Origin of the sequence: Halomonas sp. ISL-56 (assembly GCF_018612805.1) — a bacterium.
GTDB lineage: Bacteria > Pseudomonadota > Gammaproteobacteria > Pseudomonadales > Halomonadaceae > Vreelandella.
Map to the genome: position 1 here is coordinate 51,370 of NZ_JAGGRO010000010.1, position 14,137 is coordinate 65,506.

Annotated in this window: 13 protein-coding genes; 6 read left to right on the forward strand and 7 right to left on the reverse strand. The window is 56.7% G+C overall.

Going from position 1 to position 14,137, the window contains the following annotated elements:
- Positions 1–199: 199 nt before the first annotated feature.
- The 4 genes from J7J49_RS07735 to J7J49_RS07750 all read right to left on the reverse strand — a co-directional run bounded on the left by J7J49_RS07735 (position 200) and on the right by J7J49_RS07750 (position 6,201).
- On the reverse strand, positions 200–1,198 hold the full coding sequence (locus J7J49_RS07735; RefSeq protein WP_215091540.1) for an aldo/keto reductase: 999 nt from the start codon (positions 1,196–1,198) through the stop codon (positions 200–202).
- A gap of 28 nt (positions 1,199–1,226) precedes the next feature.
- A complete protein-coding gene (locus J7J49_RS07740; protein WP_215091542.1) occupies positions 1,227–2,993 on the reverse strand; it encodes an ABC transporter transmembrane domain-containing protein in 1,767 nt (588 codons plus the stop codon).
- A 177-nt stretch (positions 2,994–3,170) separates the two neighbouring features.
- On the reverse strand, positions 3,171–4,613 hold the full coding sequence (locus tag J7J49_RS07745) for an NAD(P)(+) transhydrogenase (Re/Si-specific) subunit beta (RefSeq protein ID WP_215091544.1): 1,443 nt from the start codon (positions 4,611–4,613) through the stop codon (positions 3,171–3,173).
- 16 nt (positions 4,614–4,629) lie between these two features.
- On the reverse strand, positions 4,630–6,201 hold the full coding sequence (locus J7J49_RS07750; protein WP_215091546.1) for a Re/Si-specific NAD(P)(+) transhydrogenase subunit alpha: 1,572 nt from the start codon (positions 6,199–6,201) through the stop codon (positions 4,630–4,632).
- 383 nt (positions 6,202–6,584) lie between these two features.
- On the opposite strand from J7J49_RS07750, the gene pqqA reads away from it, so the two are divergent.
- The 5 genes from pqqA to pqqE all read left to right on the forward strand — a co-directional run bounded on the left by pqqA (position 6,585) and on the right by pqqE (position 10,048).
- Positions 6,585–6,656, forward strand: a complete 72-nt coding sequence (gene pqqA / locus J7J49_RS07755; RefSeq protein ID WP_009722990.1) for a pyrroloquinoline quinone precursor peptide PqqA — start codon at positions 6,585–6,587, stop codon at positions 6,654–6,656.
- Positions 6,657–6,734: 78 nt separating this feature from the next.
- A complete protein-coding gene (gene pqqB / locus J7J49_RS07760; protein ID WP_215091549.1) occupies positions 6,735–7,658 on the forward strand; it encodes a pyrroloquinoline quinone biosynthesis protein PqqB in 924 nt (307 codons plus the stop codon).
- Between the two features lie 69 nt (positions 7,659–7,727).
- Positions 7,728–8,516 carry a pyrroloquinoline-quinone synthase PqqC gene (pqqC, locus tag J7J49_RS07765; protein WP_215091551.1) on the forward strand — a complete coding sequence of 263 codons (789 nt, stop codon included), beginning with the start codon at positions 7,728–7,730 and terminating at the stop codon, positions 8,514–8,516.
- Positions 8,517–8,547: 31 nt separating this feature from the next.
- Positions 8,548–8,832, forward strand: a complete 285-nt coding sequence (gene pqqD / locus J7J49_RS07770) for a pyrroloquinoline quinone biosynthesis peptide chaperone PqqD (RefSeq protein WP_215091553.1) — start codon at positions 8,548–8,550, stop codon at positions 8,830–8,832.
- Positions 8,825–10,048, forward strand: a complete 1,224-nt coding sequence (gene pqqE, locus J7J49_RS07775) for a pyrroloquinoline quinone biosynthesis protein PqqE (protein ID WP_353048355.1) — start codon at positions 8,825–8,827, stop codon at positions 10,046–10,048. Before pqqD ends, pqqE begins: the two co-directional genes overlap by 8 nt.
- Before the next feature lie 24 nt (positions 10,049–10,072).
- Here the strand turns inward: pqqE and J7J49_RS07780 are convergent, their stop codons facing one another.
- From J7J49_RS07780 to J7J49_RS07790, 3 genes are all read right to left on the reverse strand, one after another.
- Positions 10,073–10,669, reverse strand: a complete 597-nt coding sequence (locus tag J7J49_RS07780; RefSeq protein ID WP_215091555.1) for a rhodanese-like domain-containing protein — start codon at positions 10,667–10,669, stop codon at positions 10,073–10,075.
- Positions 10,670–10,676: 7 nt separating this feature from the next.
- Positions 10,677–11,363 (reverse strand): pentapeptide repeat-containing protein, encoded by a 687-nt coding sequence (locus J7J49_RS07785; RefSeq protein ID WP_215091558.1) that lies wholly within the window; start codon positions 11,361–11,363, stop codon positions 10,677–10,679.
- A 72-nt stretch (positions 11,364–11,435) separates the two neighbouring features.
- Positions 11,436–13,337: a methanol/ethanol family PQQ-dependent dehydrogenase gene (locus tag J7J49_RS07790; RefSeq protein ID WP_251048200.1), complete on the reverse strand. Its 1,902-nt coding sequence runs from the start codon at positions 13,335–13,337 to the stop codon at positions 11,436–11,438.
- A gap of 386 nt (positions 13,338–13,723) precedes the next feature.
- Here J7J49_RS07790 and pedF point away from each other — a divergent pair, with 386 nt between their 5' ends.
- Entirely contained in the window at positions 13,724–14,128 is a 405-nt protein-coding gene (gene pedF, locus J7J49_RS07795; protein ID WP_215091597.1) for a cytochrome c-550 PedF, read from the forward strand.
- Positions 14,129–14,137 lie beyond the last annotated feature (9 nt).

Here is a 14,137-nt window from a genome sequence, read left to right on the forward strand (position 1 = left end):
GGTTGCATTTATCTTAGCAGCTACCAAGTCAATTAACGGTGAGCGCCCTTACGATATGTATCGGTTCACCTGCTGTGCAGGAAAAGGGCGCTTCACTCACTTGGTACTGTTTTAAAGCAGAAACATCATAGGCACAATTTGCTTTTAGCGACCGATCTAATAGTTTTTATACATCGACCGATTGCTAGCGCTACAGTGGTTAAAATTCTTCCGTGTCGATATCCGCCTGCTGAGCTTCGCTGTAGCGTGCGCCTGCCACTTGGTCTGGCGTCATCATGGCATTCAACTGAGACAAAGTGGTGACATCAAGGCGCAGCGTTTCCGCGGCTAGGTTTTCGCGCATATGATCAGGCGATCGGGTGCCAGGAATAGGAATAATATCGTCACCTTGGGCTTTCAGCCATGCCAGCACCAGTTGCCCCGGCGTGACGCTTAAAGCCTGCGCCAGCGCCGCTAAGTGTTCAAACAGCTTTAAATTATGCGGGTAGTTGTCGGCGCTGAAGCGCGGCATATTGCGACGCATATCGCCCTCTACTAAACGCGCCGGATCCTGAATGGCACCGGTTAAGAAGCCTCGACCCAGAGGGCTAAACGCGACCAGGGCAGCTCCCACTTCACGGCACTCCTCGATCAGGGCGATTTCCGGGTTGCGCGTCCATAGCGAGTATTCCGACTGCACTGCGGCGATAGGGTACTCTGCCACCGCGCGGCGCAGCGTGATCGCTGATATTTCGGATAGCCCCACACCACCTATCTTGCCCTCTTCCACTAAACGCCCCAGTGCCCCCACGCTTTCCTCAATGGGCACCTGACGATCCAGGCGGTGCAGGTAGTAGAGATCCAAATGGTCGGTACGCAGGCGCGAAAGGCTCGCTTCGCACTGTTTGCGCAGGGTTTCCGGGCGGCCGTCAATCACCCGCTTGCCCGATTCAGGATCCATCGCCATACCGCATTTACTGGCCAGAAAGAGCTGGTGCCGCTTGCCCTCCAGGGCGCGCCCGACCACTTTCTCATTGGCTGTGGCGCCATACAGCGTAGCGGTGTCGAAATGGCGATAGCCCATATCGAAGGCCTCATCCAGCGCCCGTAGAGCCGCGCTTTCCGGCACGATGCTGCCGTAACCGTGGGAGAGGTTCATACAGCCCAGACCAATCGAAGGGGCGTTGATGGCGTTAAGGCGCTGAAAAAAGGTCGACATCGGTATTCCCATCTTTAAAAGAATAGTTTTATAACGTTTCGCCGCCAAACTGCAACGCGGCTAAATGACGATAGAGTTCGCTGGTGTTGATCAATTCGGCGTGGGTGCCCGCCGCAACCAGCTTCCCACCATCAAGCACCAGCAGTCGATCAGCGGCAATGACTGTCGCCAGCCGATGGGCGATCACGATGCTTGTACGCCCGACCATTAGCCTGTCCAGCGCCTGCTGCACTAGGCGCTCGCTCTCGGCATCCAGGGCGCTGGTGGCTTCATCGAGCAATAGCACCGCGGGATTTTTGAGCAATGCCCTGGCAATGGCCAGCCGTTGACGCTGGCCACCAGAAAGCTGCACGCCACCGGGGCCGAGGGGCGTATCAAAGCCTTGGGGCAGCGCATCAATAAAGTCGAGAGCGCTGGCATCCTGGGCGGCTATACGCAATCTATCGATATCCGCGTCAGCATCTCCGTAACGCAGATTTTCGGCCACCGAGCCGCTAAACAGCACAGGCTCTTGGGCCACCAACCCCATGGCTCCGCGCAAGGCAGCAAGATCTAAGCTGCGGATATCGCTACCATCAAGCGTGATACGCCCCTGAATAGGATCATAAAAGCGTAGCAACAGTGCGAGCAGCGTGCTCTTACCCGCCCCCGAAGGCCCCACCACGGCCACCCGTTCCCCTGGCTGGATATGCAGATCAAACCCTTCAAGCGCTGCGGTTTCCCGGCCAGGGTAGGTAAAGCTGACGCTCTCCAGGGTAATCTCACCCCGTAAAGGTTTCGGTAGGCTATACGGCTCCATGGGCGAGTGAATAACAGGCGGGGTATCGAGCAATTCCAATAAGCGCTCCGCTGCACCCGCCGCGCGCTGCACATCCCCCGCCACTTCAGCGAGTGTCGCTATAGCGCCTGCCGCTAATACGGCGTAGAAAATAAACGCCGACAGCTCACCGGCACTAATGGTGCCCGCGAGTACCGCCTGGCCGCCCTGCCAAAGCATTAAGCCAACGGCAGTGAACACCACCAGCATGGCAATACCGGTTAGCCAGGCGCGCTGCTGGGTGCGCTCGATGGCGCTACCGAACGCCTGCTCTACGCGCTGGCCGTAGTGGGTTTTATCCACCGCCTCATGGGTAAACGCTTGAATCGTTTTAATACCGCTTAGCGCCTCTTCGGCATAGCGGCCAAGCTCCGCTACGCGATCCTGGCTGGTGCGGGAGAGCCGCCGCACCCGTCGGCCATACCATACGATGGGCAGAAGGGTCGCGGGGATACCAATCAGCACCATCGCCGAGAGCCATGGCTGAGTCACCAGCATTAGCACCACCGCCCCCACCAGCATGACCAGGTTGCGCAGCGCCAGCGACACCGAAGAGCCAAACAGGCTCTGCAAGACACTGGTGTCCGCGGTTAACCGCGATGCAATCTCGCCTGCGGCACGGCCGTCGCTGGCACTCTCAAAAAAGCTGGGCTCCAAGGTGAGTAAATGATCGAACACCCGCTGGCGCAGGTCGGCGGCCAAGCGCTCGCCAATCCAGGTGACCTGGTAGTAACGCAGCGCGGAGGCCAGCGCCAGCACCGAGACCACTACCAGCATCAAACCCAGCATTTGCGCCAACGCTTGCTCATCCGCTGCCAAAAAGCCGCGGTCGATGACCAAGCGCAGTCCGTTACCCAGCAGCAACACGCTTCCCGAGGCCAATAGTAGTGCCAAGCCAGCAAGCGCTAAACGACTGCGGTAGGGACGCAGTAGACCCAGCAGGCGCAGCAGCACCCGGGGATTGGGGCGTTGATTCATAGCAGAAGGTGCTCAACAAAAGAGGCGGTAGCTGACCATAGCAGGAGTACTCAAAGCATGCAGCCAGGGAAGCACTAGAGTCGACAAAAAAGCCCGCGAATAATCGCGGGCTCAGTACCTAATCACTCTTGATATTTAGCTTCTTGCTAGGTTGCATAGGTCGCTAGTTGCCTAGGCCTAATCAATTAACGGCAGCAGCGTATTTAAGCTATCCCGGGCATCACCGTAGAACATGCGCGTGTTGTCTTTGAAGAACAGCGGGTTCTCGATTCCGGAGTAGCCGGTGCCCTGGCCGCGCTTACTGACAAACACCTGCTTGGCCTCCCATACCTTCAACACCGGCATACCGGCGATGGGGCTATTGGGATCCTCTTCGGCAGCGGGGTTAACGATATCGTTAGAGCCAATCACGATCACCACATCGGTGGTAGGGAAATCGTCGTTGATTTCGTCCATTTCCAACACAATGTCGTAAGGCACTTTGGCTTCCGCCAGCAGCACGTTCATATGCCCAGGTAAGCGCCCGGCTACCGGGTGAATCGCAAAACGCACGGTTTTACCCGAAGCACGCAGCTTGCGTACCAAATCGCTCACTGCGGTTTGCGCCTGGGCCACCGCCATACCGTAACCCGGCACGATAATCACGCTATCAGCATCGTTCAGCGCGCTTGCCACACCGCCAGCATCAATCGCGACCTGCTCGCCCTCAATTTCCGCTGCGGGCCCAGAGCTTCCGCCAAAGCCACCCAGAATCACGTTAACAAAGTTGCGGTTCATCGCCTTACACATGATGTAAGAGAGAATCGCACCGGATGAGCCCACCAGTGCACCGGTCACAATCAGCAGGTCGTTGGAAAGCGTGAAGCCGATGGCCGCCGCCGCCCAGCCGGAGTAGCTGTTAAGCATGGAAACTACCACCGGCATATCCGCACCACCAATGCCCATGATCAGGTGGTAACCGATAAACAACGACAGCGCTGTGAGCACAATCAACGTCCAGAAGCCTGCACCGTTCAGGTAGAGAATCGCCAACACTAGCGAAAGCACCGCCGCTCCGGCGTTAAGCATATGCCCACCGAGCAGTTGACGCGGCTTGCCATCCACTTTACCGGCCAGCTTACCGAACGCCACCACCGAACCAGTGAAGGTCACTGCACCGATAAAGATAGCGAACACGACTTCAATCTGCAGAAAAGTAAGCTCGTCAGGCGCCTTGGTGGCGACCAGCGCGGCAAACGCCGAAAACTCCTGCATAGCGCCATCGACCGCTTGTGCCGCCAGTACCCGGCGGCGCTCTAAATCTGCGCTCCAGGCCACAAACACCGCGGCCAAGCCGACAAAACTGTGCAGCGCTGCCACGAGTTGCGGCATTTCGGTCATCTCGACCTTGCCCGCCACATAGACGCCGATGCCAGCACCAATCACCATCATCGGAATTAACCACCAGTAGCCGCCAATACCCGGCCCTAAAGCGGTAAAACAAACAGCCAACGCCATACCCACAATGCCGTACCACACGGCCCGCTTGGCTTTTTCCTGGTTACTCAAGCCGCCCAGCGACAGAATAAACAGCACACTTGCCGCGATCGCCGCGGCAGATACGAATCCTTGACCTAACATATCGTCTCTCCGCCGCTTAGGATTTTTGGAACATGGCCAGCATCCGGCGTGTCACCAGGAAGCCACCCACGATATTGATTGACGCGATAAGCACCGAGATCGCCGCCAGCACGCCTACCACGGCGCTGCCGGAGCCAATCTGCAGAATCGCCCCCAAAATAATGATGCCCGAAATCGCGTTCGTCACCGCCATCAGCGGTGTATGCAGCGAGTGGCTGACGTTCCAAATCACCTGGAAGCCAATAAAGCAGGCCAGTACAAAGACGATAAAGTGCTGCATAAACGACACCGGGGCCACCTGGCCCAACAGCAGCATTAGTGCGCCACCGACAGCCAACAACCCCACTTGACGTTTGGTTTGCGCTTTAAAGGTGGCTAGCTCAGCGGCTTTTTTCTCCTCTGGCGTAGGCGCTTTCTCTTTCTTCTTCGGCTTAGCGGCCGCAATCGCTTTGACTTTGGGCGGAGGCGGCGGGAAGGTGATTTCGCCTTGGTGGGTTACCGTGGCGCCCCGAATCACATCGTCTTCCATATTGTGATTGATCACGCCCTCTTTCTCAGGCGTTAGGTCGGTCAGCATATGGCGGATATTGGTGGCGTAGAGCAGGGATGACTGGGTGGCCATACGCGAAGGGAAGTCAGTGTAGCCAACCACCACAACGCCGTTATCCGATACCACCCGCTCATCGGGCTTGGTAAGGTCACAGTTGCCGCCCTTCTCTGCCGCCAAATCGATAACCACCGAACCCGGTTTCATCGCCGCAACCATATCTTCCAGCCACAGTTTGGGCGCGGGCCGACCGGGAATCAGCGCCGTGGTAATCACGATATCCACATCGGGCGCCTGCTCGCGGAAGCACTCAAGCTGTTTCTCGCGAAACTCAGGGCTTGAAGGTGAGGCATAGCCGCCGCTTTCAGAACCGTCCTGGCTCTCGTCAAAATCGAGGAACAGGAACTCGGCGCCCATGGACTCGATCTGCTCAGAAACCTCAGGGCGTACGTCAAAGGCGCGCACCACGGCGCCCAGACTGGTGGCAGTACCGATCGCCGCCAAGCCCGCCACCCCTGCACCGATCACCAGCACCTTGGCGGGGGGCACTTTACCTGCCGCCGTTACCTGACCGGTAAAGAAGCGGCCAAAGTTATTGCCCGCTTCAATCACCGCCCGGTAGCCGGCGATATTGGCCATGGAGGAGAGCGCGTCCATCTTCTGCGCGCGGGAAATACGCGGCACCATATCCATCGCGATAACGGTGGCGCCCTGGGCCTTGCACTTCTCCAGCAGCGCTTCGTTTTGCGCTGGCCAGAAGAAGGCAATCAAGGTTTGGCCTTTGCGCAGCCGCTCGGCCTCTTGATCAGAGGGCTCGCGGACTTTAATCACCACCTCAGCGTCGTTCCAGAGCGCTTCCGCTCCTTCGACCACGGTAACGCCCGCCTCACGATAAGTGTCGTCATTAAAGCCCGCCGCCAAGCCTGCGCCGCTTTCTACCAAGCACTCGTGGCCCAGCTTCTGGATCTGTTTAGCGCTCTCGGGGGTTAGCGCGACACGCGCTTCCCCCCGGGCACTCTCTTTCGGTGCACCTATTTTCACTCGCGTTCTCCTTTGTTGTTTTCTGCGTTGTTTCCTGCTGCTGTTACCTTCCCACAGCGCCACCACACAGAGATTGGGCACTGCCCATTTCGACGTTAGTCATACCATCTTTTAGCAGTCTAGGATCTAACGGGGTGGCCGCCAGATACTATTCAACCTTTGATTCAACTGGGTTGTTTAACTACAACATGGGCTGATTGAGGCTTCAAGCCCCACCAAAAGAGCGAGAAAACTACTTCCAAAGTACCGCAGGCAGTTGGCTCTACCAGTGATTAACTGAAGAAGCGGGCACGGCAATAACGCTTAACCGCTGACAGTGCCCGCACCAACATGTGTAGTAAACCACTCACAACAACATGCTTAACAACGCAGGAGAGTTACTTATGTGGACGAAACCGACATATCAAGATATGCGCCTTGGCTTTGAAGTAACGCTGTATATCTCTACCCGCTAAGTCGCAGCCCCTGTCTAGATCAACTCGCTCGTACTAGGCAGGGGCTTTCACCGCAGCACCAACGTAGGAGGCCAGCCTATGAAGATTTTAGTTCTTGGGGCTGCCGCAGGTGGCGGTTTTCCTCAGTGGAATTGCAACTGCCCGAACTGCTTACACGCTCGCCAAGGCAGCGGCGACCATCAACCACGCACTCAGTCATCCATTGCGTTAAGCGTTGATGGCAAACAGTGGCTGCTATGCAACGCCTCCCCTGACATTCGCGCCCAGCTCAACGCCAACCCGGAATTATGGCCTAACGAACTGCGTGGCAGCGGTATACGTGGCGTACTCCTGGTGGATGCCCAGATCGACCACGTCACCGGGCTACTTTCCCTAAGAGAGGGCTGCCCACTGGATGTATGGTGCACGCCCAATGTACATAACGATTTATCTACTGGGTTTCCACTGTTCCCGATGTTGGAGCACTGGGGCGGGCTGCGCTGGCAGCCGGTTGGCTTGGAAGATCATCAGGAGGTTGTCGAGTTTTCGATTCCCTTCCTGCCGGATATCGCGCTTACCGCCTTTGCGCTACACAGCAATGCACCGCCCTACTCGCCACGTCGCGGTGCGCCTTCCTGTGGCGATAATTTAGGACTGTATATTGTCGACCGTCGCAGCGGTCAGTCGCTGTGTTACGCCCCAGGGCTTGGCAATCCCACACCGCTGGCCATGCGTTTCTTAAATGCCGCCGATGTGGTGATGGTGGACGGCACCCTGTGGGAAGACGATGAAATGCAGGCACTAGGCGTTGGCACCTCGACAGGCCGACAGATGGGGCACCTAGCGCTCAATGGCAACGGCGGTATGCGTGAGCTACTGAACGAGCTACCCAGCAGTACGCGGCGCATTTTGATTCATATCAACAACACCAACCCGATTTTAGACCGCACCAGCGAGGCGGCAAAAACACTCCAGGACGCAGGCATCGAAACAGCTTACGACGGTATGAAACTCACGCTATAGCCCTATCGCCAATAGCACTTGTGTTCACAGAACCTGTGCTTAGCCACAATAACGATTAGGAGATTGATCATGGCGCTAACAGCGATAACGCCCTGCGCTTCTGACACCCCGCTCAATCGGGAGGCGTTCCGTGAAGCGCTGATGAATAAAGGGCAGTACTACCACCTTAACCACCCTTTTCAGCAGGCGATGGCCAACGGCGAGCTCAGCCGAGAACAATTGCAGGGCTGGGTGGCTAACCGCTTTTACTATCAGTTGATGATTCCCCAAAAAGACGCCGCGCTACTGGCCAACTGCCCGGATGCTGCCACCCGCAGGCGATGGGTGCAGCGCCTGCTTGACCACGATGGCTATGCCGGAGATGAAGGCGGGATTGAAGCCTGGCTGGCCCTCGGTGAAGCCGTGGGATTACACCGTCATACGCTGCTTTCCCAGGAGCGCGTGTTACCCGGCGTGCGCTTTGCGGTGGATGCCTACCGCCACTTTGTAGCCCGCGCGCCCTGGCAGGAAGCAGCGATCTCATCGCTTACCGAGCTGTTTGCCCCGCTTGCCCACCAAAACCGCCTGGATACCTGGCCCCTACACTACCCGTGGATTAACGAGCAGGGCTATCGCTACTTTCGTAAGCGCCTCAGCGAAGCCCGTCGAGACGTCGAGCACGGCTTGGAAATCGCCTTAAGCGTGTGTACGACGGTGGCGCTGCAGCAACGTGCACTGAACATCCTGCAATTCAAGCTTGATGTGCTGTGGAGCATGTTGGATGCCATGACCATGGCCTATCAGTTAGGCCGTCCGCCTTACCACACTGTTACCCATGAAGCGGTGTATCACCGTGGGCTTGAGCACTCACTTTACTAGACTTTGATTGACTAGCGTTGGGGAATTCAACATGGCACAGCAAGACATTTACCAACTGCGTCGCGGCTGGCGGTTACAGTGGGAAGCCATCCAGGGCTGCCACGTCATTCTTTACCCCGAAGGTATGGTCAAGCTCAGCACGACTGCCGGAGCGATTCTTGAACAGGTCGATGGCCACCAATCCGTCGCCGCCATTATCGCCACCCTACAGCGGCGCTACCCAGGCGCGGAGACCTTAGCAGACGACGTCGTGGAGTTTATCGATGAAGCACGCGCCAACGGCTGGCTAGCCGCGAAGAAGGTTCACTGTGGCTAATACAAACAGGGTGAATCAAAGCACTGCTGAAGCGACCTCACCACCTTTATGGCTGCTGGCAGAACTTACCTACCGCTGCCCGCTGCAGTGCGCCTACTGCTCTAACCCGCTGGCCTTTACCCGCTATCAAAACGAGCTGGATAGCGAAGCGTGGTTTAGCGTGCTGCGCCAGGCGCGAGCCATGGGGGCGGCTCAGTTGGGCTTTTCCGGCGGCGAGCCGCTGATTCGCCAGGATCTGGAAGCGCTGGTACGCGAAGCACGCACGCTGGGCTTTTATACCAACCTGCTGACCTCCGGCGTGGGTCTTACTGCCCAGCGAGTAGACGCTCTGGCAGAGGCAGGCCTAGATCATATTCAGATTAGCCTGCAGGCTGCCGACCCCGAACTGGCCCAGGCGCTGGCCGGCTCAGCCAAGGCCCACGCCAACAAGCTGGCAATGGCAAAAGCCGTCAAAGCCGCTGGCTACCCTATGGTATTGAACGTGGTGCTGCATCGGCACAATATCGATCAAATTGGCGAGCTGATTGCCCTCTGTGATGAACTCGGTGCGGATGCTGTTGAGCTGGCCAACTGCCAGTATTACGGCTGGGCGTTTTTAAACCGCCAGGCGTTGATGCCTACCCGGGAACAGCTGGTACGCGCCGAGGCGGAAACCAACCGCTGGCGGGAAACCCTGGCGGCAAGGGGCCGCGATATGTCGTTGTTGTTTGTAGTGCCGGACTACTTTGAACAAGCGCCAAAAGCATGCATGGGCGGCTGGGGCAGCATTTTTATGACCGTCGCCCCGGATGGCGCCGTGTTGCCCTGCCATAGCGCCAGGGAACTGCCGATGGCGTTTCCCAACGTAAAAGAGATGTCGCTGCAGGACATTTGGTACCAAAGCGATGCCTTTAACCGTTTTCGCGGCACCCAGTGGATGCCAACACTCTGCCAGCAGTGCGACGAGCGCGATAAAGACCATGGCGGCTGCCGTTGCCAAGCTTATTTGTTAACCGGCGATATAAACGCCACCGACCCCGTGTGCCAGCACTCTCCCCAGCATGGGTTGCTAGAGAGCCTGATCGCAGAAAACGCCCAAAGCCCCCTTGAACAAGCGACTCTTATCCCCCGAAATGCCCGCCAATCAAAGCAGTTGCAAACAAAACAGTTACAGAGCCAGAGCGGTTCAGCGGAGCCTTCGCCCCGCCAAACGCCCGAGCTGATTTATCGGCAATAAATCTATTTATCGATAATAAGCCCATCAAGGCTCGCAGGTAGCTCGCTCAGCATGGGCGGGCAGTTGCGGGCAAACGGCCTCCAAGGGATGACCGCTCCCTTGCCAGCCATCCACCCCATTGGGGTACCAATAGAGCTCTTCATAGCCCATTGCCTCAGCCCGTCGGGCAGCATTCCAGGAAAGCCAGCAGTCGGTGCGGCAAAAGAACACCAACGGCGCTGCCTCTGCGTTCTCACGCTGCGCATCGAGTGTTTGCGTGAAGTAATCACGCCACTCATCTTCCAAAGCAGGAGCGCCCACATTAGGCAGCCAAATACTGCCGGGGATCGTTAAGTGAGGAGAATCCTGCAGAAAAAGGCCGTTATGCCAGGTTAGCGCGTAGACATCCACCAGGATGACCGACGACGATTCCAGCAACACTTGAAAAGTATCGTCATCTAACGTGGTCACCCCTGGTAGCGGTGCAGTGACGGGGGCTTTAAATGGCGGTAACCGATAGCCTTGTTGGTTAAACACCGAGGCGGGCACTTCAGCCCCCGCCACTCCGCTAAAGATTCCAGCTATCCACGCCAAACAAATGATATAGCGGTACACAGAGTGCGCCGAGTGTTGTGTCGACATGATGGCATCACTCCCAATCGAACGGGCAGGCGGTACATCCCTCCATTTGGGCCATTTGGAAGTTACCGTAGTGGATACGCGCACCGGTCATATCGGCATCGTTAAGACGGGCAATGTTCATTTTGACTTCTTGCAGGTTAGCATCGCGCAGATCCGCCCCTATCAGGTTGACCTTATTCATCCAGGCCATTTCCAGGTTGCTGCCCATCAGCTTCGCTCCCTGCATACTGGCGCCAGACAGTCGAGCGAACGCCAAATTGGCCCCAGTCAGGTCAGCATGATCAAACGTCGCTCCCTGGGCATAAATACTCCAGCTATCCAACCCAACCAAACTGGCATGGGAAAGATCGGCACCACGCAGGTGGGTGTTGGGCATACGCGCGCGATTAAGGTTAGCGTTGCGTAGCGATGCACCTTCAAAATCGACGCTACGTAGATTGCTATGGCGAAAATCCGAGCCGTCTAAGTTGCTGCCCGCAAAGTTAGCGCCTTGCAAATCAAGATTCGAAAAGTCGCCGCCGGATAAATCCATATTGGCGCACTGGGCGCTTGGCACCAGCTCGCAGCCGTTATGCACTGGCGGTTGATACTCTTCAACATAATCGCCAGCAACGACACTGCCTATCGCGCTAAGGCAGAGAAAAATCGCCGTTGTTTGGCGACGCCATAAAGGCACAGTATTACGCGTTATCATTATTGTTCGCTCCATTACCGTTATCTTCATTCAAAAAAGGGCGGCAAAGGCCGCCCAAAAGGGGTTAATAACTTAACGTTTAGCCAGATCTTTAACGAAGGACGGCAACTTGAAGACCCAGAACGACCCGCCCTGGGCAATTGGTCGCGTAAGTTCAGCCATGTCACCGCCCCAAAGCGGAACTGCGCCGCCATAACCTGCGGTGACACCGATGTACTGCTCACCGTCCATTTCCCAGGTAACCGGGGGTGAAATAATGCCGGTGCCGACCTGGAACTTCCAAAGCTCTTCCCCGGTTTCAGCATGAAATGCTTTGAAGTAACCATCACCCGTACCGGTAAACACCAAATCACCGTGGGTAGCTAGCACGCCGGCCCATAGCGGCATAGGCTCTTTATGTTCCCAAGCGTACTCGCCGGTAACCGGGTCTATGGCGCGCAGAATACCCACATGGTCGTCGTACATACGCTTAATACGGAAGCCCATACCCAAGTAAGCGGCGCCTTCCACGTACTCGACCTCCTCGGTCCAGTAATCTTCTTTCCAATGGTTACCGGGCACGTAGAACAGCCCTGTGTCTTCGCTATACGCCATGGGGTTCCAGTTTTTACCGCCTAAGAACGGCGGTGACACTTCAACAGGTTCAGAGCGGGTTTGTCCTTCTTCCAAACGCGGTGGACGCTGGCCTTCAGCCTCAACCGGGCGACCGGTTTCCAGATCGATATGGGTCGCCCAGGTGATGTTATCGACAAATGGGAAGGCGTTGATGAGCTCGCCGTTAGTGCGGTCAGTGACATAGAAGAAGCCATTACGGTCGGCGTGGGCACCAGCGTTGACCGTTTGGCCGTTTTCATCTTGGTATTCGAACAGCACGATCTCGTTATTGCCCGAGAAGTCCCAGGTGTCATTGGGCGTGTGCTGGTAGAACCACTTCACTTCACCGGTCGAAGGGTCGATACCCAGTTGACCAGAGGTGTAGAGGCTGTCGTAGTCAGACGGGTCGCCGTCTTCAGAGGTACGTGCCCACCCGTTCCAGGGGGCCGGGTTTCCCGCGCCAATGATGATCGTATTGGTTTCAGGGTCGAAGCTGGCGCTCTGCCATGGCGCACCGCCACCTTGGCTCCAGGCTTGTACTTTGCCGGTTTCGCTGTCTGGGTCATCGGGCCAGGAGGGCGCGCTGGCATCACCCGTCGGGGTGCTCTCCTCACCGTTCAAACGACCCATATGGCCTTCAACAAAGGGGCGCATCCAAATCTCTTCACCGGTATCAGGGTCACGGGCATAGAGCTTACCCACAATGCCGAATTCATCCCCTGAAGAGCCATGAATCAGCAATACGCGGCCCGTTTCGCTATCTTCTACAATCGTTGGCGCGCCAGTCATGGTATAGCCCGCGCGGTGGTCGCCAAAGCGTTCGCGCCACACTACTTCACCGGTATCTTTATTTAGCGCCACAATTCCCGCGTCCAGCGTCCCGAAGAACACCTTGTCGCCGTAAATGGCCGCACCGCGGTTCACTACGTCACAGCAGGGGCGAATATCGCTGGGCAAGCGATGGTTGTATGACCACAGGCGCTGGCCGGTACGCGCATCAATGGCAAAAATACGTGAATAGGAGCCGGTAACATAGATAACGCCTTCATGGATCAGCGCCTGTGACTCCTGGCCACGCTGCATTTCATCGCCAAAGGAGTGAGACCAGGCAGGGGTCAACATCTCTACATTGTCTGCATTAATTTGATTAAGCGGGCTGTAGCGCTGGGCTTTCACGCCCATGCCGTACATCAATACCGTTTCAGTGGTGTTATGGTCATTGAGAATATCGTCCCAGGTCACCTCGCTGGCGTGGGCTGTCAGTGCAACGCCTCCAACACCTAGGGCAGAGGCATAAGCAACGGCGGCGGTGAGAGTACGCAGGCGAAAGGGCCACGAAATTTTGCGGGCTGACGTGTTGTTATTGATAGCGTATGTCATGGGTTTTCCATCCGAGTAATGATCACAATGCAATGGCTGCAAAGCGGCCAAGCTGCTGCTTGCGTGGTGTCAGCAAGACTAAGCTCAGCTTAGAAGCCCAGATCCAAAACCCATCTACCCCTCCAGTCGCGTTCTCATCCTGAATTAGCACTACTTCCAAAGGAGGAGGCTAGCGATACCTAAGGTGCTATAGGTTCGGCAAGTGTGCCTGCCTATGCTCACTCAAGTGACGACACCTTGATCCCCTGAGGAGCTATTCCATGACAACGCTTACAACGACGATCACAAAAACATTCTCAAGAACAATCTCAAAAACAATCACAACGGCAATCTCAGAAACAGTCTCTACAAAAACACCCATAGGCCAAGCGGGTACTATCGCCCTCGTGGCCCTGCTGGCGTCACCGCTAGCGTGGTCTCACGGTAGCGTGACCCCACAAGCCGTTGATATTAAAGATCTCGAGCGTCTAGGTGACGAATGGCGGGAAGAGAACCCTTACCGTGATCACCCCCAACATGATCTAGCCGTGGATATTGGCGCCCGCGCTTACAACAGCAACTGCGCCGCTTGCCACGGCCTGGAAGCGAAATCCGGCGGCATCGCCCCCGACCTGCGCGAGCTGGAGAACGGCCCATGGGGCGATGAGTGGTTCAAAGAGCTGGTTACGAACGGATCCGAACGCAACGGCCGTGTACTCATGCCGCGCATGTCCGACTATGTCAGCCAAGAAGGGTTATGGGCTATCCGCACCTGGTTAGAAACGGTCAGCATAGAAACTACCGGACAGTAATCCCTAAGC